Annotated in this window: 13 protein-coding genes and 2 pseudogenes; 8 read left to right on the top strand and 7 right to left on the bottom strand. The window is 56.1% G+C overall.

The genetic code is table 11. The annotated features are described in order from the left end of the window. Nucleotides 1-57: 57 nt before the first annotated feature. The 3 genes and pseudogenes from CKW31_RS17730 to CKW31_RS30435 all read right to left on the bottom strand — a co-directional run. On the bottom strand, nucleotides 58-1,254 hold the full coding sequence (locus CKW31_RS17730; protein ID WP_095097808.1) for a diguanylate cyclase: 1,197 nt from the start codon (nucleotides 1,252-1,254) through the stop codon (nucleotides 58-60). Between the two features lie 128 nt (nucleotides 1,255-1,382). Further along, nucleotides 1,383-2,246, bottom strand: a complete 864-nt coding sequence (locus CKW31_RS30430) for a methyl-accepting chemotaxis protein (RefSeq protein WP_371856773.1) — start codon at nucleotides 2,244-2,246, stop codon at nucleotides 1,383-1,385. Then, a pseudogene (locus CKW31_RS30435) lies at nucleotides 2,247-3,407 on the bottom strand (HAMP domain-containing protein); the annotation flags it as partial. Between the two features lie 543 nt (nucleotides 3,408-3,950). Here CKW31_RS30435 and CKW31_RS17740 point away from each other — a divergent pair. From CKW31_RS17740 to CKW31_RS17770, 6 genes are all read left to right on the top strand, one after another. Beyond that, entirely contained in the window at nucleotides 3,951-6,383 is a 2,433-nt protein-coding gene (locus CKW31_RS17740; RefSeq protein WP_095097814.1) for a TonB-dependent siderophore receptor, read from the top strand. A gap of 320 nt (nucleotides 6,384-6,703) precedes the next feature. Further along, a complete protein-coding gene (gene mexE / locus CKW31_RS17745) occupies nucleotides 6,704-7,945 on the top strand; it encodes a multidrug efflux RND transporter periplasmic adaptor subunit MexE (RefSeq protein ID WP_095097817.1) in 1,242 nt (413 codons plus the stop codon). Between the two features lie 12 nt (nucleotides 7,946-7,957). Continuing rightward, complete coding sequence (locus CKW31_RS17750) at nucleotides 7,958-11,149, top strand: efflux RND transporter permease subunit (RefSeq protein ID WP_095097820.1); 3,192 nt, start codon at nucleotides 7,958-7,960, stop codon at nucleotides 11,147-11,149. Then, on the top strand, nucleotides 11,149-12,546 hold the full coding sequence (locus tag CKW31_RS17755; RefSeq protein WP_095097823.1) for an efflux transporter outer membrane subunit: 1,398 nt from the start codon (nucleotides 11,149-11,151) through the stop codon (nucleotides 12,544-12,546). Before CKW31_RS17750 ends, CKW31_RS17755 begins: the two co-directional genes overlap by 1 nt. A 905-nt stretch (nucleotides 12,547-13,451) precedes the next feature. Further along, the gene (locus CKW31_RS17765; RefSeq protein ID WP_256582650.1) at nucleotides 13,452-14,543 is read left to right on the top strand and encodes a tetratricopeptide repeat protein; all 1,092 of its coding nucleotides are present in this window, start codon (nucleotides 13,452-13,454) and stop codon (nucleotides 14,541-14,543) included. Nucleotides 14,544-14,922: 379 nt separating this feature from the next. After that, nucleotides 14,923-15,285, top strand: a complete 363-nt coding sequence (locus tag CKW31_RS17770; RefSeq protein ID WP_095097826.1) for a histone-like nucleoid-structuring protein, MvaT/MvaU family — start codon at nucleotides 14,923-14,925, stop codon at nucleotides 15,283-15,285. Between the two features lie 461 nt (nucleotides 15,286-15,746). Here CKW31_RS17770 and CKW31_RS17775 read toward each other — a convergent pair whose 3' ends face one another. Next, entirely contained in the window at nucleotides 15,747-16,295 is a 549-nt protein-coding gene (locus tag CKW31_RS17775; protein WP_095098187.1) for a DUF4946 domain-containing protein, read from the bottom strand. Nucleotides 16,296-16,471: 176 nt separating this feature from the next. Here CKW31_RS17775 and gloA point away from each other — a divergent pair, with 176 nt between their 5' ends. After that, nucleotides 16,472-16,993 (top strand): lactoylglutathione lyase, encoded by a 522-nt coding sequence (gene gloA / locus CKW31_RS17780; RefSeq protein WP_095097829.1) that lies wholly within the window; start codon nucleotides 16,472-16,474, stop codon nucleotides 16,991-16,993. 62 nt (nucleotides 16,994-17,055) lie between these two features. Here gloA and ahpF read toward each other — a convergent pair whose 3' ends face one another. Continuing rightward, nucleotides 17,056-18,618: an alkyl hydroperoxide reductase subunit F gene (ahpF, locus tag CKW31_RS17785; protein ID WP_095097832.1), complete on the bottom strand. Its 1,563-nt coding sequence runs from the start codon at nucleotides 18,616-18,618 to the stop codon at nucleotides 17,056-17,058. Between the two features lie 125 nt (nucleotides 18,619-18,743). Next, a complete protein-coding gene (gene ahpC, locus CKW31_RS17790) occupies nucleotides 18,744-19,307 on the bottom strand; it encodes an alkyl hydroperoxide reductase subunit C (RefSeq protein WP_027902690.1) in 564 nt (187 codons plus the stop codon). A gap of 368 nt (nucleotides 19,308-19,675) precedes the next feature. Here ahpC and CKW31_RS17795 point away from each other — a divergent pair, with 368 nt between their 5' ends. Further along, nucleotides 19,676-20,665 carry a DNA-binding protein gene (locus CKW31_RS17795; RefSeq protein WP_095097835.1) on the top strand — a complete coding sequence of 330 codons (990 nt, stop codon included), beginning with the start codon at nucleotides 19,676-19,678 and terminating at the stop codon, nucleotides 20,663-20,665. On the opposite strand, the pseudogene CKW31_RS17800 reads toward CKW31_RS17795, so the two are convergent. Beyond that, nucleotides 20,666-22,324: pseudogene (locus CKW31_RS17800) on the bottom strand (ATP-binding protein); the annotation flags it as partial. Between the last annotated feature and the right edge of the window lie 112 nt (nucleotides 22,325-22,436).

Consider the following 22,436-nt stretch of genomic DNA (forward strand, 5'->3'; position numbering starts at 1 on the left):
GTCGCGACTGCTGATAGTTGTTGGCAAGTAGGAGCAGTCAACGACTGATCGCTCGGTCTAAGCACAACGAAGACAGTCACGCCCTGCATGCTTGGCGGAGTAAAGCGCGGCGTCAGCGGCCCCGATCAAGGCGCCGGCGCTGACCTGAGGCGCGGCTGCAGCCGCCACGCCGAGACTGATGCTGACCCGAGCACCTTCGCCCAGGACCGGGTGCGGTACATTGAGCGCAGCGACAGCCTCTCGTAGCGCCTCGGCCAACACACTGGCCTTGGCCAGATCAGCATTCATCATCAACACCAGAATCTCTTCGCCACCAAAACGGAACGTCAACGCTCCCTCTTTTTTAGCAATCTGCTGGATAGCGCCGCTCAACAGTCTCAAACAGGTATCGCCCTGGGGATGACCATAGCTGTCGTTATAGATTTTGAAGTGATCAATATCCAGAAGGATGACTGCAACGTTCTTGGGTGAGCGCGAAGCGTGGTCCCAGACCGAGGTCAGCACTTCGTCCTGATACCGGCGATTGAACAGTTGAGTCAGGGCATCAGTGCGGGCCATTTCCATCAATTGCACCTGCAACAGACGTCCTTGCAAAGCGAACAGATAGCTCATCCGGCTACCTCGTTCAAGAAAATACGATGCCATCAACAGCAGTGCCACGGTCGATACGAACAACAACGCATTGGCTTGCCAGATCAGAAAATCAGCGATGTCAGCCATGTACGTCGTCACGAGCTGGATGACCAGCATCAGGCTCATGGCCAGTGCGGCGTAACGCAGCGGCAGTTGCTGGATCATGGTGCAATAGACCATGAGCAGCAGCATGCCCAATTGATAATGAAGACGGTATGGGCTCTCGCTTTGGATCATCACGATCAGCGGCATCAAAGAGGCGACGACCGTGCCAGTTGCCGCAATGGTTTCCAGTGCCCAGCGCTTTTTCAGGCGCTGTACCCATAAGAGGAACACGATAAACATCGGGGTGATCAGGCACAGTCGGCCGAGTGCTACGTAGGTAAATACATCACGCAGGGTCAGCCAGTCGCTGATCAGGAACAGGTTATAAACCAGACCTCCTCCAATGCCGACGATGGTGATGAATTGACGCCGCTGTTCCAGTGTCTCGGCCTCATAGCGATGCTCAAGATCGTCGCTGAAGCGCAATGCACGCACACCTGACGCGATGGTCTGCTCGACCTCGATCAGGATTTGAGGATCTTTGGCGCTTGGGCGATCCAGGAGGGTATTTAGCATTGGGCACCGGAACAGCAAAAGAGAATTCAGTCGGGATAGCGCAATCAAGCCTGCTGCTGTCCAGATAACGGGAGCGACCGGCAAAGGTGATCGCTCCATTTACGTGTCATGAATGCCAGCGCCACGTTCTACATCTTGAAACGTGACACCACCATTCGTAACTCGCCCGCCAACGTCGACAGCTCGTTAGCGGTCACCGCGTTATCTTCGATCTCTTCCCTGAGTGCCTCGCTCCCATTGCGAATTTCAGTGACGTTGCGATTGATGTCTTCAGATACCGCATGCTGTTGCACAGCCGCACTGGCGATCTGGGTGTTCATCCCGACAATCCGTTCAACACCATCGTTGATTTCATCAAGGCTGGCCGCCGCCTGATCTGCCGATGCAATACAATCCTGCGCCCGGTGTCTGCCAGCTTTCATTTGCTCCACCGCTGCCGTGGTTGCAGTTTGCAACTCCTGGATGATCCGGCGGATTTCCTCAGTGGAATTTTGCGTACGCGACGCCAGGGTCCGCACTTCATCAGCAACGACCGCAAAGCCACGGCCCTGCTCCCCTGCACGGGCAGCTTCGATGGCAGCATTGAGTGCCAACAGGTTGGTCTGATCGGCAATGTTGCGGATAACCTCGATAACGCCACCGATTTCCTGACTGTGCACAGCCAACGCCGACACCTTCTCAGCGCTCATTTCAACTTCACTGGCCAGCTCTTCAACGGTCAGTCGAGTGTCGCGCATGACTGCCAGGCCAGTGCTCGACGCCTGGCTGGCTTGCTCGGCTGCACGTGCGGCACCCTCGGTATTCTGGGCAACATCCGCAACGCTCGCGGTCATTTCATTGATAGCCGTGGCAACCTGTTCGGTCTCACCCTGCTGCGAAGTCATTGAGTGCCTGGCACGTTCAATGGACAACCCCAGACGTTGAGCCGCGTCCGACACGGAATGTGAGCTTTGCTCAACCTGAGTCAGCGATGCGCTGAATGCTTGTGCCATATGGTTGAGGCCATTGCCGATGTCCGCCATCTCATCTTTACCCTGCACTTTTGCGCGGGCCGTGAGATCGCCTTGCGCAATCAGCTGGGTGGCACTCAGCACGCTATCAATCGCCCGACGCATCGAGCTGTAGATTCCGCTGAATCCGTAAATCAGCAGCAGCCCCATGAATGCCAAGGCGCCCAGAATGAACATTCTTTCGACTGACTTCTCTTCGATACGTTGATCCAGCAAAGCCGACAGTGATTCCTGGAGCATGTCCTGGGCCTTGTACAAATCGGCCACGACAGCGTTGCCTTTGGCTGGCAGGTCCTGCACACCACTGATCGTATCGCTGGTCGAAGCAATCAACCTGTCAAGATCAGTGCGGAAACTGTCCAGATTTGCCAATGCGTTGGTCACCGGCAGTTGAATCCGGTCCGCCAGTACGGGCTCCTTGCGGCGCAACAGACTGATGCTCTGCTGGAGTTCTGTGCGGATCTGGGTTTCCAGCTTCAGCAGCGACTGTAATGTAGAACGTGTGCCGTCAGTCAACGGTTGCCCATTGCGCAGTCCACTGGATAAGCCTCGTAGCTGCCCCACGACGTTGATCTGGCGAGGAAGCCTGATCGTGCTCTGGTCGATCATGAACAGCGAAGCGTAATCTTCATCCAGCACCATGCCGGAAGTGGCGGAAACGAAATAGATGAAGTTCAGCGTCTGAACAAGCTGATCATTCCAGTCGTCGAACGCCTTCCCCTGGTTGGCACCGGGTTTGGCCTGATCGATAAGGCGCTGCGCCTCGGAGCGCAAACGCTGCACACGGTCGCCGGTTTCCAGCGCTACGTTGTATTGACGGTCAGTGGATTCAAGCTTTGAGTAAGCGTCCAGCAGCTTGGCCTGGTTGGCCGAAAAATCAGCCTGGACAGTCGGGTCACCACTCAGCAACCGATTGGTCAGCGCACGCTGCATCATCGACAGGCGAAGCACGGGCGTGACGTCCATCAAATAGCGCTGGCCCAACTGCTCGGAATGGACCGCATCAATGCTGGTATTGATCTGGCTGACAATTCGGCCACCCAATAGCGCTAAAGGAACGAGGACTATTAATGCAAGTAATGCGAATTTTGCGGGAAAACGTAAACGGCTGGACAGGTACACGGCAGGTGCAAGGATGTTCATGAAAATTCTCACAGCCCTAGTGGGCAATATTTTCTTGATGGGGGTGAGAACGATCCGTTTCTCTAGACAATCAGGGACTTCTTTGGCCCCTTGAAGCGCACTTCAAACGACGATTCCATAAGCTAACTCAAATAATGGCTATGAGACATCATTCAGGTTACAGCTCCGACTCATGGATTCTGCAAAAAGTTGCGCGACTAATTTATGTTTCGGCAGAATTTCGATTTTTATTGAGCTTTATCGACGAGTGGCGTTGTGCCACCCTTAAGGCCTCGCTGGGGAATCACGTACCCCTTGCGCGCAAGCGTTGGACATGGAAGGTTTGTAGCGAGCAAATAACTATCATTTAATTTTATTTATAAGTTATTAATGATGCAGATAAAGAATAATATCAATATTCCAAAATAGCATTTCCAACGCTTTTATTATGCAAATACTATCCATCGCAGACGACATCGTTCCAGCCATCAAACCTTTTTAATCAGGCCAACTCACCTGCACCCTCACCACGGGCCAGTGCCAGATCTATGGACACCGCCCGATATGACAACGACGCTAACTGCAAGCTCTGCCAAAACGTTTCCGCTTTCAACACTCGCCGCTGCTTTGTTGCTGGGGGCGTTCTCCCCCGTCACAGTGGCCGCGGACGACGAGTCCAGACTCGGTACAGTTACCGTCATCTCCACCGGCGTGCGCGGGCAACAACGAACAGTGGCGGACAGCCCGGCACCTATCGACATCATTAATAGCGAGCAACTACTCAAGACCGGTCGTGCAGAGCTTTCGGAGGCAATTGCGAAATTGCTGCCCTCTTTCAACTTCGGCACCAACATTGCGGGTTATAACTCGGTCACTCGGCCACTGAGCAACCGCAGCCTTGGGCCCGCCTATACACTGGTCCTGGTGAACGGCAAGCGCCGCCACAACGGCGCAGTGGGCCAGCGCGGTTCCATCGATAACAGCGGTGCCAATGCGGTGGATATCGACCTGATCCCGGTCAGCGCCGTAGATCACATCGAAGTGCTCAAGGATAGCGCCGCGGCTCAGTACGGCTCCGATGCCGTCGCCGGAGTGATCAACATCATTCTCAAATCCGCTGATTCTGGCGGACACTATGAAAGCACCTACGGCAAGCTGTTCTCCGGAGCCGGGGAAACCCTCAAGATTGCGGGGGACCAAGGCTTTACCCTTGGTGAAAAAGGCTTTTTCCACTTCTCTGCCGACGCACGCAAACGTGGCGAGGCTTCCTGGAACAACAAGGCTGACAGCAGCGTTCGTGCGTTCAGCGATCCGGTAAAAGAAGCCGCCTGGGATCGGGTCGCGATCAAGAACGGCGATCCGGACCTTAAAGCCTTTAACCTCGCTTACAACGCCGAATTGCCCCTGGAAGATCTGACGCTGTACTCCTTCACCACCTATGGCGAGCGCGACGCCGAGGCGGCTAACTATTTTCGCCTGCCTACAGGCACCGCAGCAGTACCGGAAGTATTCCCCGACGGTTACTACCCGCTGAACAACATCAAGGACACGGATTATCAGTTCCTGTTTGGTGGCAAGGGCGAAGTGGCTGACTGGAACTGGGACTTGAGCACCACTTACGGGCGCAACAACGTTCATCACTCCAGCGACCTGAATATCAACCCGTCACTGGGCACCGCGTCGCCCACCAGATTCGACAACCTGGCGACGTTTCGCTTTGAACAGTGGGTCAACAATCTGGACTTCACGCGTCGCTATGACAGTCTGTTCCAGTTGACGCCTCCGGTTCAAGTATCAGCGGGGCTGGAACATCGCTGGGAACGTTTCAGTACATTTGCAGGCGATCCCGAGGCTTATGTCACCGGTACCTATCCGGCCGCATCGGGCGCCCAGGCGGCAGTCACCATACGCCCTGAGGATGAGGTCAACCTGATTCGCAATAACTATGCGGGCTATCTGGATCTGGGCTTTGATCTGACCGATCGCTGGTTCCTCGACATCGCGGGCCGGGTTGAGCATTACGATGATGACTCAGGCAATACCTTCGGCCTGAAGGTGAACTCCCGCTATGAACTCACCGACACGGTCGCCGTACGCGGCACCGTGGGCACCGGCTTCCGGGCGCCCTCCCTGACCCAGATCGGTTATACGGTTGCGGACAATCGGGTTGCCGTCGATGTGAACGGAAACGTGGTGCCTGCCGTGACCCGGCTGACCCCGTCAGGCAGCAACCTCGCCGCAGCATTGGGCGGCGATGATCTGAAACCTGAAAAGTCGCGCAACCTCGGACTGGGTTTGACCTGGCAACCGGCACCGCGCACCAGCGTGACCGCCGACGCCTATATGATCGACATTGATGACCGCATTGCACTGACCAGTAACATCTACGATCAGGGTAATGGCGTTATCAATAGCATCCTTGCCGCTCAAGGCGTTCCCTCGGGAACGTGGGTCAACTATTACACCAACGCCTTCGACACACGCACACGCGGACTGGATATCGTTGCCGACCACACCACGCCACTGAATGCCTGGGGTGATGTGCGCTGGAGCCTGGGTTTCAACTGGAACAAGACCACTATCGAAGGCGTGACCAACACCCCCGCCGCCTTGGCCAGCTCCGGAGTAACCCTTGTAGGCCGGGACCGCGAAGGCGACCTGACCGAAGCCTCACCGAAAACCAAATGGATTCTGGGCGCCAACTGGAAAGTCGAAGACCTGGCAGTAAACCTGCAGACCAGCCGCTATGGAGCAGTCAAGACACTGGCTGTTAACCCAGGCGGCGACCGCAGTTTCGGCGCCAAATGGATTACTGATCTGGATATCAGCTACACCTTTATTGATCAACTGACGGTGAGTATTGGCGGCACCAACATCTTTGATGTGCGGCCTTCCAAAAACGCTGTCTACAGCAACCTTGGCCTGGCACCGTACGGCAACCCGCCGTTCTACCCGGGTGGCGGGTACTGGTACACCAAACTGGCTTATGATTTCTGATTTGATGGGCTGACAACGGCCTGCGAATACTTTTCCATGTGGGAGGGGTGCTTGCCCCCGATAAGGCTGGACGCGGTTCACTTTAGATCGCGTCCAGCCTTATCGGGGGCAAGCACCCCTCCCACAAGAGATCGCATTCCGATTAAAACCCGCGCGCAAACTCTCAATATCCGGCGCGATGCTGTAAACCACCCGATTATTACCCGCCGAGCGATACTCAATATCATTCCGAATGATATTAACTTTTGTTTCATTCGATTCGTGCAATACCACCCTCAAGAACAGAATCCGCCCATCTTAATATTCCGGCGGACACTCCCATGGCTCAGAAATTCAATCAATTGCGCTTCCCACTCGCCGCGTTGGCGCTGGTGGTGATAAGCGCTTGCGGCGGAGCACCTGAAGCGACGGTCGCGCCTGCTGCCGCTAAAGTCAGCGTAGCGAAAGTGCTGGAGCAACCTGTCAACGAATGGGATGAATTCACCGGACGCCTCGAAGCGCCGGAAACCGTAGAAATCCGCCCTCGGGTTTCCGGCCAGATCGATGCTGTTGCCTTCACCGACGGCGCACTGGTCAAGAAAGGAGATGTGCTGTTCCAGATCGACCCCCGGCCTTTCCAGTCTGAAGTTCGCCGCCTCGAAGCCCAGCTGCAACAGGCTCGCGCCACTGCAAACCGCAGCGATAACGAAGCCCAGCGCGGTGAACGCCTGCGTACCAACAATGCCATTTCCGCCGAACTGGCTGACTCGCGCACCACCACCGCACAGGAAGCCCGCGCCGGTGTAGCCGCCATTCAGGCGCAACTGGACCTGGCAAAGCTGAACCTGAGCTTTACTCGCGTGACATCGCCAATCAGTGGCCGAGTCAGCCGCGCCGAAATCACTGCCGGTAACATCGTCACCGCTGATGTAACCCCGCTGACCAGCGTGGTTTCCACCGACAAGGTGTACGCCTATTTCGACGCTGACGAGCGTGTCTTCCTCAAGTACACGGAATTGGCGCGCAAGGGCCAGCGTGGCCAGACCACCCCGGTATATCTGGGCCTTTCCAACGAAGCCGGTAACCCGCATCAGGGCCAGATGAACTTCGTCGATAACCAGGTCAACCCGCGTACCGGCACCATTCGTGGCCGCGCGGTGTTCGACAACAGCGACGGCAGCTTCACCCCAGGCCTGTATGCCAGGGTCAAACTGGTGGGCAGCGGCGTTTACTCTGCTGTGCTGATCAATGACGAAGCGGTGGGCACTGACCTCGGCAAGAAATTCGTGCTGGTCATGGGTCAGGACAACAAGCCCACTTACCGCACAGTCGAACTGGGTCCGAAAGTCGAAGGCCTGCGGATCGTGCGCAGCGGCCTGAGCAAAGACGACACCATCGTGGTCAAGGGCCTGCAACGCGTCCGTCCCGGTCAGCCGGTCACACCGGAAGAGACCCCGATGGCCAGCGCCGAGACGCTCGCTGCGCTGCTCAAACAACGCCAGGCTCTGGAAGCCAGCAACTTGCCGCAAGTGACGCCTAAAGCACCTGAAAAAGTTGCCGGCATCTCCGCGCCACGCGGTTAAGGGAAACCACTGATGAACTTCTCTCAATTCTTTATTTCGCGTCCGATCTTCGCGGCGGTGCTCTCGCTGCTGATCCTGATCGCAGGCTCCATCTCACTGTTCCAGTTGCCGATCAGTGAATACCCTGAAGTTGTGCCACCCACCGTCGTCGTTCGCGCCAACTTCCCCGGCGCCAACCCCAAGGTCATCGGCGAAACCGTCGCCGCTCCGCTGGAACAGGCCATCACTGGCGTCGAGAACATGCTGTACATGTCCTCGCAATCCACCGCTGACGGCAAGATCACCCTGACCATCACTTTCGCACTGGGTACTGACCTGGACAACGCGCAGGTCCAGGTTCAGAACCGGGTCACCCGGACCGAACCGAAACTGCCTGAAGAAGTGACGCGTATTGGTATTACCGTGGACAAGGCGTCGCCCGATCTGACGATGGTGGTTCACTTGACCTCGCCGGATAAACGCTACGACATGCTGTACCTGTCGAACTACGCGATTCTTAACATCAAGGATGAACTGGCTCGCCTTGACGGTATCGGCGATGTCCAACTGTTTGGCATGGGCGATTACTCGTTGCGGGTCTGGCTTGATCCCAACAAGACTGCTTCGCGCAATCTGACTGCCACCGACGTGGTCAATGCGATTCGTGAACAAAACCGTCAGGTAGCAGCCGGCCAACTGGGCGCACCGCCCTCGCCCGGCGCCACCAGCTTCCAGATGTCAGTCAATACCCAAGGTCGTCTGGTCACCGAAGAAGAATTTGAGAACATCGTGATTCGCGCCGGTGCTGACGGGGAAATCACCCGGCTGCGCGACGTAGCACGCATTGAATTGGGTTCCAACCAGTACGCCTTGCGCTCTCTGCTCGACAACCAGCCTGCGGTCGCGATCCCGATCTTCCAGCGTCCAGGCTCCAATGCGATCAATATCTCCAATGATGTTCGGGCGAAAATGGCCGAACTCAAGAAGGGCTTTCCTGAGGGCATGGATTACGCCATTGCGTATGACCCGACAGTATTCGTCCGAGGCTCGATCGAGGCAGTGGTGCACACCCTGTTCGAAGCACTGATTTTGGTAGTCCTGGTCGTTATCCTGTTCCTGCAAACCTGGCGTGCGTCGATCATCCCGCTCGTGGCTGTTCCGGTATCGCTGATCGGCACCTTTGCTGTGATGCACATGTTCGGATTCTCGCTCAACGCGTTGTCTCTGTTCGGCTTGGTACTGGCCATTGGTATCGTGGTGGACGACGCCATCGTGGTCGTGGAAAACGTCGAGCGAAACATCGAGCTGGGGCTTAACCCGGTCGAAGCCACCAAACGCGCCATGCGTGAGGTTACTGGCCCTATCATCGCCACGGCATTAGTGCTGTGTGCGGTGTTCATTCCCGCAGCGTTCATTTCAGGGCTGACTGGGCAGTTTTATAAGCAGTTCGCCCTGACCATTGCCATATCCACTGTTATTTCCGCGTTTAATTCACTAACGCTGTCACCCGCATTGTCTGCGGTGCTGCTTCAACCGCACGACGCACCGAAAGACCGCTTCTCAAGATTCCTCGACAAAATGTTCGGCGGCTGGTTGTTCCGTCCTTTCAACCGAGTGTTCGAACGAGCCAGTAATAGCTACGTGGGTGTCGTCGGTCGGGTGATTCGCGGCAGCGGTATTGCGTTGATTCTCTATGCCGGTTTGATGGTGTTGACCTATTTCGGGTTCGCCAGCACGCCGACCGGTTTCGTACCACCGCAAGACAAACAATACCTGGTGGCCTTTGCTCAACTCCCGGATGCGGCGAGCCTGGATCGTACCGAAGACGTCATCAAACGCATGTCTGACATCGCGCTCAAGCAAGAAGGTGTAGAAGCCGCTATCGCCTTCCCGGGCCTGTCCATTAACGGCTTCACCAATAGCCCAAACGCCGGCATCGTGTTTGTGACCCTGAAACCCTTCGAGGAGCGTAAAGACGCAAGCCTGTCAGCGGGTGCAATTGCTGGAGCATTGAACGGCAAATACAGCGAGATCCAGGACGCCTACATGGCGATCTTCCCGCCGCCACCGGTACAAGGTCTGGGCACGATCGGCGGCTTCCGCCTGCAGATCGAAGACCGTGGCAACCTGGGTTACGACGAGCTCTATAAAGAGACGATGAATATTATTGCCAAGAGCCACAGCGTGCCGGAACTGGCCGGGCTGTTCACCAGCTACACGGTGAATGTGCCGCAAGTCGATGCTGCCATCGACCGTGAAAAAGCCAAGACTCACGGCGTGGCGATCAGCGATATCTTCGACACCCTGCAGGTGTATCTGGGCTCGCTGTACGCTAACGACTTCAACCGTTTTGGCCGTACTTATCAGGTCAACGTTCAGGCTGAACAACAATTCCGTCAGGACGCAGACCAGATTGGTCAGCTCAAGGTGCGCAACAATCTGGGCGAGATGATCCCGTTGGCGACCTTCATCAAGGTCAGCGACACCGCGGGGCCGGATCGGGTCATGCACTACAACGGATTCATCACTGCCGAGATCAACGGCGCTGCGGCTCCGGGTTACAGCTCGGGTCAGGCTCAGGCCGCCGTGGAAAAACTGCTCAAGGACGAACTGCCTAATGGCATGACCTACGAGTGGACCGAGATCACGTATCAGCAAATCCTGTCGGGCAACACCGCGCTGCTGGTCTTCCCGCTCTGCGTACTGCTGGCCTTCCTGGTGCTGGCTGCTCAGTACGAAAGCTGGAGCCTGCCACTGGCGGTGATCCTGATCGTCCCGATGACACTGCTGTCGGCCATCACCGGGGTGATTCTGTCGGGTAGCGATAACAACATCTTCACCCAGATCGGACTGATTGTACTGGTGGGACTGGCCTGTAAGAACGCGATCCTTATCGTCGAATTCGCCAAGGACAAGCAAACCGAAGGCATGTCGCCGCTGGAGGCCGTACTGGAAGCATGCCGCCTGCGTCTGCGTCCGATTCTGATGACCTCCTTCGCGTTCATCATGGGTGTTGTGCCCCTGGTGTTCTCCAGCGGTGCCGGTGCAGAAATGCGTCACGCCATGGGTGTTGCGGTGTTCTCGGGGATGCTCGGGGTGACCTTCTTCGGCCTGCTGCTGACGCCCGTGTTCTACGTGCTGATTCGTAACTATGTAGAGCGCAAAGAGGCCCGCAAGGCGGCCAAGGTACAACGCCTGCAAAACCTGAACCCGGAGGCGCATTGATGAATTCGTTAAAGCTGTTCATGCCCAGCCTGCTGGTTCTGGCGCTGGCAGCCTGTGCTGTCGGCCCTGACTACAAGGCTCCTGACACCGCCGCTGCCAAGGTCGCTTCGGCGACCCAGGGCAAGTTTGACCGCAGTCATCAGGAAACCATCTGGTGGCAGCAGTTTGACGATCCGACGCTTAACCAGTTGGTCGCCAAATCTTTGAATGACAACCGCGAACTGCGCGTCGCCTTCGCCCGCCTCAAAGCGGCACGGGCAATCCGCGATGACGTCAGCAATGACGCCATGCCCGTGGTTACCAGCCGGGTCAGCAGTGACCTGGGCAAAGGCCAGCAGCCAGGCATTACTGAACGCCGGGTCAGCAGTGAACGTTACGACCTGGGCCTGGACATGGCCTGGGAGCTCGATTTGTTCGGCCGTATTCAGCGCCAACTGGAAGCCAGCGAAGCCGATCAGGACGCCGCCGAAGCCAATCTGTATCAGCTTCAGGTCACTCTGACGGCTGAAGTGGTCGACGCCTATGGCCAGTTGCGCGGTGCGCAGTTGCGTGAACAGATTGCTCGGGAAAACCTGAAAAACCAGCAGGAATCCCGAGGCGTTACGGCGCAACTGCGCGACGCCGGGGTGGGTAATGAGCTAGATGTGATGCGTGCTGATGCGCGTCTTGCCGCCGTCGAAGCGTCGGTTCCGCAATTGCAGGCCGAACAGGTTCGTCAGCGTAACCGCATTGCAACGTTGCTGGGCGAGCGTCCGGAAAGCCTGAGTGTCGACCTGAGCCCGGCAAAACTGCCGGCGATTGCCAAGGCTCTGCCTATTGGTGATCCCACTCAGGTGCTGCGTCAACGGCCGGACATTCGTGCGGCTGAACGTCAGCTGGCCTCCTCCACTGCGCGTATCGGTGTGGCAACGGCTGATTTGTTCCCACGCGTCAGCCTGAGTGGTTTTCTGGGTTTCACCGCCGGCCGGGGATCGCAAATCGGCTCGTCAGCCGCCAGAGCCTGGTCGCTGGGGCCTAGCATTTCCTGGGCAGCTTTTGACCTGGGCAGCGTGCGAGCACGCATTCGCGGTGCCGATGCGGATGCAGAAGGCGCACTGGCAAACTATGAGCAACAGGTGTTGCTGGCGCTGGAAGAGTCGGAAAACGCATTCAGCGATTACGACAAACGTCAGCAGCGGCTGGTTTCGCTGATTCGTCAGAGTGAAGCGAGTCGCGCTGCGGCCAATCTTGCCTCGATTCAGTATCGCGAAGGCACCGCAGACTTCCTGGTGCTGCTGGACGCAGAACGCGAGCGTCTGGCGGCCGAGGACTCGCAGGCTCAGGCAGAGATTGAGCTCTATCACGGCATCGTCGCTATCTATAAAGCACTGGGTGGAGGCTGGCAGCCACAGGCTTGATGGATTGAATGCTTAAACCAAGAAGCCCCGATCTCGGGGCTTTTTGGTGTCTGGCGTTTGGTTATTCTTGGGTATATATCCGTTACCGCGTTATTGGCTTCTATTGGTTGCGCCCTTACGGCGCCTCACTTTTGATAGAGCGCAAAAGTAAGCAAAACGCTCTTGCCCCACCACTGGGTGCCTCGCTGTCGCTCGGCATACCCGTAATCCGACATTGCTGCGTGGGGCCGCCGCCACCGGCCATCCATGGCCTGAGGCGGCTAAACCGGCATCCCTGCCGGTTTGCCCCACGCAGCAATGTCGAATTCCGGCCGGCGTGGTTTAACGGGGCACCTAAGATCAAAATCAAAAGCAGATCAAAAACAGCGTTTTCACCTCGGACCGGTAGGAGCGAACTTGTTCGCGAGACGCCAGCACAGCCAAAACAGGCATCGTCTGACACACCGCATCGCAGCCTTCGGCAGCTCCTACAAAACAGCGGTAAAGTCCAACATCAGGTCGGCTGTCAGGCCGCTGCGCTTTTGACTTTGATCTCAGGCGCCCCGTTAAATCACGCTGGCCGAACGCAGATTCTGAACCGTGGGCAACCCGGCAGGACGCCGGGTTAGCCGCACCGGGCCATGGATGGCCCATTGCGGCGGCCCACGGTTCAGGATCTGCGGGCGGGTACACCGAGCACCAGCGAGGGGCCGAGTGATGGGGCAAGAGCGTTTTGCTTACTTTTGCGCTGTTCAAAAGTGAGGCGCCGTAAGGGCGCAACCAATAAAAGCCAATAACGCGATAACGGATATGTACCCATAAATCACTAAATGGAAGAGCTATAGATACCCATCACTCAACATACACCGTTTGACACCAAGCTATCCCTCCACGAAGCTGCAAGTCGTAAAGAAATGGATATCGGTATGCCCATGCCTGTTCGAGGCTTTTTTTCAAAAACATTGGCCCGCCGCCGTATAACGCTGATCGGCGGGTTAATCCTGATCGCATTGATCGGCGTCGTTTACCTGACACGTCAATGGTCCACCCCGCCTGCTCCCCCGGTGCTCAGCCAGACTTACGGCGAGGCCCTGGAACTGGCGCACAACGGGAAACCCGGCGCTGCAAGGGTCCTCTACCAACACCTTGCCCGCAATGACCTATCCGATATTCGTCGCGCCAGCCTGCTGGCCGAACTCGCCAACTACCCAAGCCCCCAGGCACTCAAGCTGCTTGATGCTGCGTTGCAGAGCGACTCAGTCCTCATCCGTCAGGCAGCGATTGAAGTGACCACAAAAATGCTCCCCGACGGCAAGCGCAGTATCTTGTTAGGGCCCCTGCTTGAAGATCCCGAAGCGGCGGTTCGCCTGGCTGCGACCATGGCCCTGCTCGACCTGTCTCCAGACGAACTCGGCCTGTACTTCGCAGCCTTGCAACACAGCGTCGATCTCTGCACAACCAACCTCAAAGCGCAGCCCGCTACGGGCACGAACCAACTGCAACTAGCGCGCTTGCTCGCCCACAGTGGTGAAAAGGCTGCTGCACTCTCGGTGCTGAAGGCAGCAATGGACTCCGAGCCGAAAAATCTGGATGTGGCCATTGCCTACCTCGATCAGCTCGACCAGCAAGGGCAAGCCGAGCATGCACGTCAGCTCCTGGCACAACTTCTGGTGCAACACCCGCACTCCTCAAGGCTTCAGCATGCGTTGGGGATGTGGCTGTTGGTGCATGACCAGACTGAGTACGCCTTGCTGGCACTGGCCAAGGCCGTGGAGCTGGAGCCTGACAACACCGACTACCGCTATGATCTGGCCGTGGCGCTTCACGATCTGGAACAGTTAGAAGCGGCACAAAAACAATTGGCTGAAATCCTCCAGCGTCAGCCAGCCAACCGCAAGGCTCGGGTATTGTTGATTCGATACTGGAAGGAAACCGGGCAGTTGCAAAACGTTCAGGTGCTACAAGCCGGGCTTGAACAGCAGAACCCTGACGACCCCGCGCTACAGCAGGGGCTATAGCAGAAACTGCAGCCTTGAGACGTGATTTGACCATAAGACCAGTCTATTTCTGTGGCAGTCTAATATCAGAAATAACTTACAGCTGGCTTCATCAGATAAGACAACATGAGTAGCGTCGCGACCAACTGTAATCATCAACGCGACTGGTTAATCGCATCAAAACTATTTTCTAAGTCAAAAAAAAAGTGCATGATTTACCCGCTACACATTACAACTACCTTTTATCACCGAAACGAAAACGACAGGACGCACACTTTCATCAGGACAAAAAAACGCGTTTGGGTTCCCCAACGGAGGATCGAATACGCGTGTAAGCCCTGGTTCTTGTCATATCGTTTTGTGACGCTGGTAACAGCCACTCACCGTTGGAGTATGTTATTTGTCCAGACTTGCAGAGTTTCGTGCAGCAGAAAAAGCCCTTCAGGAACAGCTGGCTCAGCTGGAGTCCTTGAAGAATGATGCGGGCCTGAAGAAGGAGATAGAGTTCGAACAGAAGCTCCAGGCTTTGATGAGCACCTACGACAAGGGTCTACGCGACATCATCACGATCCTTGACCCTAAAGGCTCTTCATCTCTGCCAGCCCCCGCGGGGCCCAAGCGCCGTCGCGCGCGCGTCGTCAAGGTTTATCAGAACCCGCATACCGGTGAACTGATCGAGACCAAAGGTGGTAACCACCGCGGTCTGAAGTCATGGAAAGAGCAATACGGTGTTGATACCGTCGACTCATGGCTTCGCGCGTGATCAAGTTCTTCGCATGAAAAAGCCCTGCATTGCAGGGCTTCTTTTATTGGAGCGACAACTATCTGGCGTCAGATATAACTCTTCCGAGTTAACCACTGCTGATACTCGACCGCGGTTCAATATCGTTCAATATAGTTCGACAGCCATCACTGCTGCCATCGCACCTACTACTGTTAGCGGTGGGGACACCGATACCTATTTATATACCCCACCTATCACCAATAATGATGAACGTGAATCGCCAAACGTAATCATCAATCATTGCTAATAACAACCAGCTTTATCATACGAACTTGTCAGAATATTCTGATATTTATAAGTACGGTCGTTCCAGTTTTTTCTCACGAGATTCACGATTTTTTCACAGGCCGTATCCCAAGATAGAGGCTGCTAAAGGATTAGCGCCCCAATGCCCGCTTCGGCGGGCTTCTTTTTGTCTGAAATTCGTGTTTCTGCACCGATCATTGCGCCTGCAGACGTAGCGTGCTGCGGATCTGCAAAGCCTCGTCCTTCGTCTGCGCGTAACCGGCAGCAGAGCCTGCGTAGGACAGTGACCACGCAGTACTGGCTGTCGCAGCCGCCACCAGTGTCTGAGTCATCACGTGCACCCCGTTCTGAGTGATCGTGCATGTCGTCTCGACTGCCGGAATCTTGCTCAGCTCCGTGGGGTGCACACGGGTACACACGCTTTGGAAACCGCTGCGGGCAAAATTAACCTGCACGGCCTTGCGCATTTCCAGCAGTACACCCTCGACATTCACCTGATGACCGGACGCCAGACGCGACTCGGTCAGCTCCATGACCATTACAGGATTGCCCGCCTGATCATTTTTGGCAGCCCGCTGCCGGGACTGTGGCGAGGGCTGAACTGAACCGGACTGCCCGGCGCTCATGTCTTCGACTTCCCATCCACTGGGCCAGATGATCACTGCGTCGCTTGCATGAGCCCCACCAGCAATCAGTGCCAGGCAAAAACCAATGAATGAATATCTGTATCGCGGGTCAATCATGAGCGGCGTCACCGAAGTACCTGAAAGCCATCACCGAAGTGCATAAGCATGGAAGTCTGCCCGCCCGGCTCCTCAGGAACAAGGCCCGGCGCACTTCAATTGCCACTCAGGTTTGGCTTGGACACCAGTGACCCCTTATCATTTGCACATACAGAAGACCTCAACCGGAGATATCCATGAGCCTGCAAGACCTTAATACCTTCCCTGGCGTGACCGCAGAGCCGGAAGCTGCGACCCGGCAATTCGTGTTCAATCACACCATGCTGAGGGTCAAGGACATCACCGCTTCACTGGACTTCTACACCCGTGTGCTGGGTTTCAGCCTGGTTGAAAAACGCGATTTTGCTGAAGCCGAGTTCAGCCTGTACTTCCTGGCGCTGGTGGACAAAAGCCAGATTCCGGCAGACGACGCCGCTCGTAACGTCTGGATGAAATCGATCCCGGGCATCCTTGAGTTGACCCACAACCATGGCACCGAAAAAGACCCTGCGTTCGCCTACCACAACGGCAACGCTGATCCTCGCGGCTTCGGTCATATCTGCATTTCCGTGCCGGACGTGCATGTTGCCTGCGAACGTTTTGAAGCACTGGGCGTGGACTTCCAGAAGCGCCTGGCTGACGGCCGTATGAACAGCCTGGCGTTCATCAAGGACCCGGATGGCTACTGGGTAGAAATCATCCAGCCAACGCCGCTGTAAGCCAGAAACAAAAAGGGCCTCATGAATAATCATGAGGCCCTTTTTTATTACCTGAACATTACTCAGGCTGGCGCGGAGGTCCGGATCAAGTGATCAAAAGCGCTGAGGGAAGCTTTGGCGCCCTCCCCCAGAGCAATGATGATCTGCTTGTAAGGCGTGGTAGTCACGTCACCCGCAGCGAAGATACCGGGAATGGAAGTTTCGCCACGTGAATCCACAACGATTTCTCCGCGTGGCGACAGTTCGATACTGCCTTTGAGCCAATCGGTGTTAGGCAGCAGGCCGATCTGCACGAAGATACCTTCCAGCTCTACGGTGACTTTCTCGCCGTTCACACGGTTCTTGTACCGCAAGCCGTTAACCTTCTGATCGTCGCCGGTGACTTCGGTGGTCTGCGCGTTAGTGATGACCGTGACGTTTGGCAGGCTGGTCAGCTTGCGTTGCAACACCGCGTCAGCACGCAACTGCACATCGAACTCCAGCAGCGTGACGTGAGCCACGATACCCGCCAGATCGATGGCCGCTTCAACACCGGAGTTACCGCCGCCGATAACGGCAACACGCTTGCCTTTGAACAGTGGACCGTCACAGTGCGGGCAGTAAGCAACGCCCTTGTTGCGATATTGCTGCTCGCCAGGAACGTTCATCTCCCTCCAGCGCGCGCCCGTGGCTAGGATCAAGGTCTTGGCCTTGAGGCTTGCCCCGCTTGCAAACTTCACTTCGTGCAATGCGCCGTCTTTGCCAGCAATCAACTGGTCAGCACGCTGCAGGTTCATGATGTCCACTTCGTATTGCTTGACGTGCTCTTCAAGGGCAACGGCGAGCTTCGGACCTTCAGTGTGTTGTACGGAAATAAAGTTCTCGATCGCCATGGTGTCCAGCACCTGACCACCGAAACGCTCAGCCGCCACGCCGGTACGAATACCTTTACGGGCTGCGTAAACAGCCGCCGCGGAACCCGCTGGCCCGCCGCCAACCACCAATACGTCAAAAGCGTCTTTGCTGTTGAGCTTCTGCGCCTGACGATCACCGGCACCGGTGTCGATCTTGGCCAGAATTTCTTCCAGGCCCATGCGGCCCTGACCGAACAGCTCGCCGTTCAGGTAGATGCTTGGCACCGACATGATGTGGCGATCAGTGACTTCGTCCTGAAACAGCGCGCCGTCGATAGCAACGTGCTTGATGTTCGGATTGAGCACAGCCATCAGATTGAGCGCCTGGACGACATCCGGGCAGTTCTGGCATGACTGGGAGAAATAGGTTTCGAACGTGAAATCGCCTTCAAGAGCGCGAATTTGCTCGATAGTGTCCGCACTCGCCTTGGACGGGTAGCCGCCGACTTGCAGCAGCGCCAGTACCAGCGAGGTGAATTCATGGCCCATCGGGATGCCAGCGAAACGCAGGCTGATGTTTTGTCCCGGGCTATTGAGCGAGAACGACGGGGTACGCACGTCGGTGCCGCTGTCATTGAGGGTAATGTCTTTCGAAACGCTGATCACGTCATTGAGCAACGCGAGCATTTCCTGGGATTTCGCGCCGTCATCGAGGGACGCGACGATCTCCACCGGACGGGTAAGCCGTTCCAGGTAAGACTTCAGCTGGGCTTTAAGATTGGCGTCCAACATGCGGGCGATTCCTTTTTTGCTGTAGTAGAAAAAACAACGCCCAGGCGATGGTCGCCCGGGCGTTTTTTAGGGGCGATGCGGTTTACTTGCTCAAGAGCTCAGCGCCCCCAGCCGATGCATGCGGCTTAGATCTTGCCGACCAGGTCCAAAGATGGAGCCAGAGTGGCTTCGCCTTCTTTCCATTTAGCCGGGCAAACTTCACCTGGGTGAGCAGCAACGTACTGAGCAGCTTTGACTTTACGCAGCAGCTCGGATGCGTCACGACCAACACCGCCGTCGTTCAGCTCAACGATTTTGATCTGACCTTCAGGGTTGATCACGAAAGTACCGCGGTCAGCCAGGCCAGCTTCTTCGATCAATACGTCGAAGTTACGGGACAGGATGTGAGTCGGGTCGCCGATCAATGGGTACTGGATTTTGCCAATGGCTGGCGAAGTGTTGTGCCATGCAGCGTGGGCAAAGTGGGTGTCAGTCGACACGCCGTAGATTTCAACGCCGAGCTTTTTGAAGTCAGCGTAGTTGTCAGCGAGGTCTTCCAGTTCGGTCGGGCATACGAAGGTGAAGTCTGCTGGGTAAAAGAAGACGACAGACCATTTGCCTTTGAAGTCAGCTTCAGACACGTCTACGAAAGAGCCGTTCTGGAATGCAGTGGCTTTGAACGGTTTTACCTGGCTGTTGATGATAGGCATCGGTGGATCTCCTAGTGGGTTGTTGATTCGATGGAAGTGAGCTTACGCATAATGACCTATACAGGCTCATTGGCAAACCTGATGCAGTCGATTGGTTTTCTCTATAACGGGCGCTTATTAATAGAAGGAAATGAAATACCCATAAATCAAAGACGCCGCGCCTTCAGTCTGAAAAGCACTGAACCTGTAGGAGTGAGCTTGCTCGCGATAACGATAGACCTGTCGAGAGATCACCGTCTGGCCTGACGCTAATGGGGCCTCGCATGGATCGTGCCCTCCTGCGACAAATAAAACTTTACTCGATATAACAGCAAAAATAGTATGTAATTACAGGGTACATACCACAGTATGAAATAAAGGCGAACGAAATGGCCCGGGGCGGCGTTAACAAGGCATTGGTGCAGACAGCACGGCTGGCATTGATGGCCCGTGGTGAACACCCGAGTATCGATTCGGTACGTATCGAAATGGGCAACACGGGCTCTAAAACCACGATTCATCGCTATTTGAAAGAGCTGGACGCCGCCGATCGGGCAGGTACAGCCCCGGCCGATATCGGCGATGAGTTGACTGAATTGGTCACCCGCCTCGCCCACCGCTTGCAAGGTCAGGCACAAGAAACCATCAATGACGCCCGGTCGCGCTTCGACGCAACCTGCCAGTTGCAACAGGAAGAATTACTGAAGACCCAAAACCAGCTCGCAGAAATCACCACGCGAATGGAGCGCAAGACCGAACAACTAAAGGAGCAAGCCGCCACTCTCCTTGCCACTCGCGAGCGACTTCAGATCGAGCAAACCAATAACGCCCGGCTGACTCAAGCCAATCAGGATGCGGCGACGCGCCTGACCGAAAAAGACGAGCAAATCCGCTCACTGGAAGAGAACAATCTGCACGCCCGCGAATCTGCAAAAGAGCAGCGCGAGCTAGCGCAGCGACGTAATGATGAGCAGGAAACAGAACTGCGTCAGGCGAAGAAGGTCGCCATGCAGCATCAGGAAGAAATAACCCGACTCAATCGGGACAATGAGCGCCTGCTTGCAGAAACCCGCAACGCTCAATGCGAACTGGGCATACAACATGAGCAACTGGACAAAGCAGTAGCTCAGGCAGCGAGTGCCAATGAACAGCTCCAACACTCGGAAACCCGCTGCGCCCTGCTTGAAGAACGCGCCCGTATTGCGCAACAGGAAAGCGTCGACAGTCGTCAGCAACTGACCGATCAGTTACAGCAGAACCGGGTAGTGGAATTGATATTGATCAAGACCGAGCTTGCCCTTGAAAACCTGCGAGCGACTCAGGCGAAGTCCAAACCCAAACCCGATCCAAAACCCTTACCGCCAAAAGCCCGCAAATGATCAGGCCTGATCACGCTGCTCGAGCATGGTTCGCACCCGTAAACCCAGCTCATCGACCGTAAAGGGCTTGGTCATCATGTCCATTCCGCTCCCGAGGAAGTCTCCACGAACCTGAGCTTCAGGGGCATACCCGGTCACGAACAGAACACGCAATCCGGGTCTGTATTGCCGGGCTATTTCAGCGAGCTGACGCCCGTTCAGCCCCGGCAACCCCACGTCACTGACCAGCAAGTCAATGCGCCTGGAGCCCTGCAAGCAAGGCAAGGCGGCCTTGCTGTCGGCCGCCTCCAAGGTTGAATATCCCAGCTCCTGCAGCACATCGACCATCAGCATCCGAACCGGCTCTTCATCCTCAACCACCAGCACGCACTCACCATTGACCGCGCGCGGCGCCTCCGGCCCATCGATGACTACCGGACTGCGCTCACCCAGGTCCTGGTGGCAAGGCAAGTAAAGGTGAACCGCCGTACCCTGCCCCTCAGCGCTGTCGATCAGGACATGACCTCCAGTCTGCTTGATAAAACCGTAGACCATCGATAAACCCAGCCCGGTGCCCTGCCCAATCGGTTTTGTGGTGAAGAAAGGATCAAAAGCGCGATCCAGAACATCGTCAGACATGCCTGAACCGGTATCGCGGACACTCAGGCGAACATAATCACCCGCTGAAATCTCGCTCGCCCGCCCCTCAACACTGACGTGCTCGCTGGACACGGTCAGTTGACCGCCATCAGGCATCGCGTCACGGGCATTGATGACCAGATTGAGCAATGCGTTTTCCAGTTGATGCTCGTCTGTACTGGTCAGTTGCAGGCCATCGTTGAGCTCGATACACAGCTCGATACTCTCCCCGATGGTTCGCGCCAACAGCTCCTGCATAGACGTCACCATCTGATTGACATCGACAGCGCTATTGTTCAGCGATTGTCGACGAGCAAAAGCCAACAAACGATGAGTCAGGGCGGCAGCCCGATTGGCAGAGGTCATGGCGGCCGTGATGTAGCGATCGATTTCACCGCTACGGCCAGCGGCAATGCGCCGCTGCATCAGATCCAGCGCACCCAGCACGCCGGTGAGCATGTTATTGAAGTCGTGGGCGATACCACCAGTGAGCTGGCCGATGGCGTCCATTTTTTGTGCGTGACGCAGTGTTTCTTCAGCCTGCTCACGCTCGGCCATTTCGATCTGCAGTAATTCATTGATACTGGCCAGCTCGCGAGTACGCTCAGCTACTCGTAATTCAAGGCTTTCATTGAGCTCACGGAGGGCTTCTTCAGCATTGACCTGCGCGGTGATATCGGTGTGAGTCCCGAGCCAGTGCGTGATATGCCCATGCTCATCACGAATCGGCAACGCCCGCGCCAGAAACCAGCTGTATGCACCATCCTTGCTACGCAACGGGAATGTGTCTTCCCAGATCGAACCGGTTGCAAAGCAATGCATCAGCCGCGCCGTCACCCGGGCGACGTGGTCAGGATGATGCACTGAACGCCAGCCCAATGCGCGCATGGCTTCGAGGGATGCTCCGGTATAGGCATACCAGCGCTCGTTGTACCAATAGATGTTGCCGGCAGAATCCGCTGTCCATGCCAGCTGACTCATATTGTCAGCGAGGCTGCGAAACTGCCGCTCACTCTCAAGCAACGCATCAATGTTGCGCATGGAACCTATATCTTGCTCGTCGAAAGTCAATGGCATCGCCGCCCAAAAAAATTGACTGCTCATCGCGGGTGTCCTTCCTGGAAAGTGTAATCAGCCCGGCCTTCATCCTGAA

This window comes from Pseudomonas sp. Irchel 3A5 (genome assembly GCF_900187575.1).
In the GTDB taxonomy this organism is placed as follows: domain Bacteria; phylum Pseudomonadota; class Gammaproteobacteria; order Pseudomonadales; family Pseudomonadaceae; genus Aquipseudomonas; species Aquipseudomonas folii.

Coding starts and splice junctions, on each gene's coding strand:
- CKW31_RS17730 (WP_095097808.1), bottom strand. CDS start 1,254: ATGCTAAATACCCTCCTGGATCGCCCAAGCGCCAAAGATCCTCAAATC.
- CKW31_RS17740 (WP_095097814.1), top strand. CDS start 3,951: ATGACAACGACGCTAACTGCAAGCTCTGCCAAAACGTTTCCGCTTTCA.
- CKW31_RS17795 (WP_095097835.1), top strand. CDS start 19,676: ATGGCCCGGGGCGGCGTTAACAAGGCATTGGTGCAGACAGCACGGCTG.
- ahpC (WP_027902690.1), bottom strand. CDS start 19,307: ATGCCTATCATCAACAGCCAGGTAAAACCGTTCAAAGCCACTGCATTC.
- CKW31_RS17775 (WP_095098187.1), bottom strand. CDS start 16,295: ATGATTGACCCGCGATACAGATATTCATTCATTGGTTTTTGCCTGGCA.
- CKW31_RS30430 (WP_371856773.1), bottom strand. CDS start 2,246: ATGGCACAAGCATTCAGCGCATCGCTGACTCAGGTTGAGCAAAGCTCA.
- ahpF (WP_095097832.1), bottom strand. CDS start 18,618: ATGTTGGACGCCAATCTTAAAGCCCAGCTGAAGTCTTACCTGGAACGG.
- CKW31_RS17765 (WP_256582650.1), top strand. CDS start 13,452: ATGCCCATGCCTGTTCGAGGCTTTTTTTCAAAAACATTGGCCCGCCGC.
- mexE (WP_095097817.1), top strand. CDS start 6,704: ATGGCTCAGAAATTCAATCAATTGCGCTTCCCACTCGCCGCGTTGGCG.
- CKW31_RS17750 (WP_095097820.1), top strand. CDS start 7,958: ATGAACTTCTCTCAATTCTTTATTTCGCGTCCGATCTTCGCGGCGGTG.
- CKW31_RS17755 (WP_095097823.1), top strand. CDS start 11,149: ATGAATTCGTTAAAGCTGTTCATGCCCAGCCTGCTGGTTCTGGCGCTG.
- gloA (WP_095097829.1), top strand. CDS start 16,472: ATGAGCCTGCAAGACCTTAATACCTTCCCTGGCGTGACCGCAGAGCCG.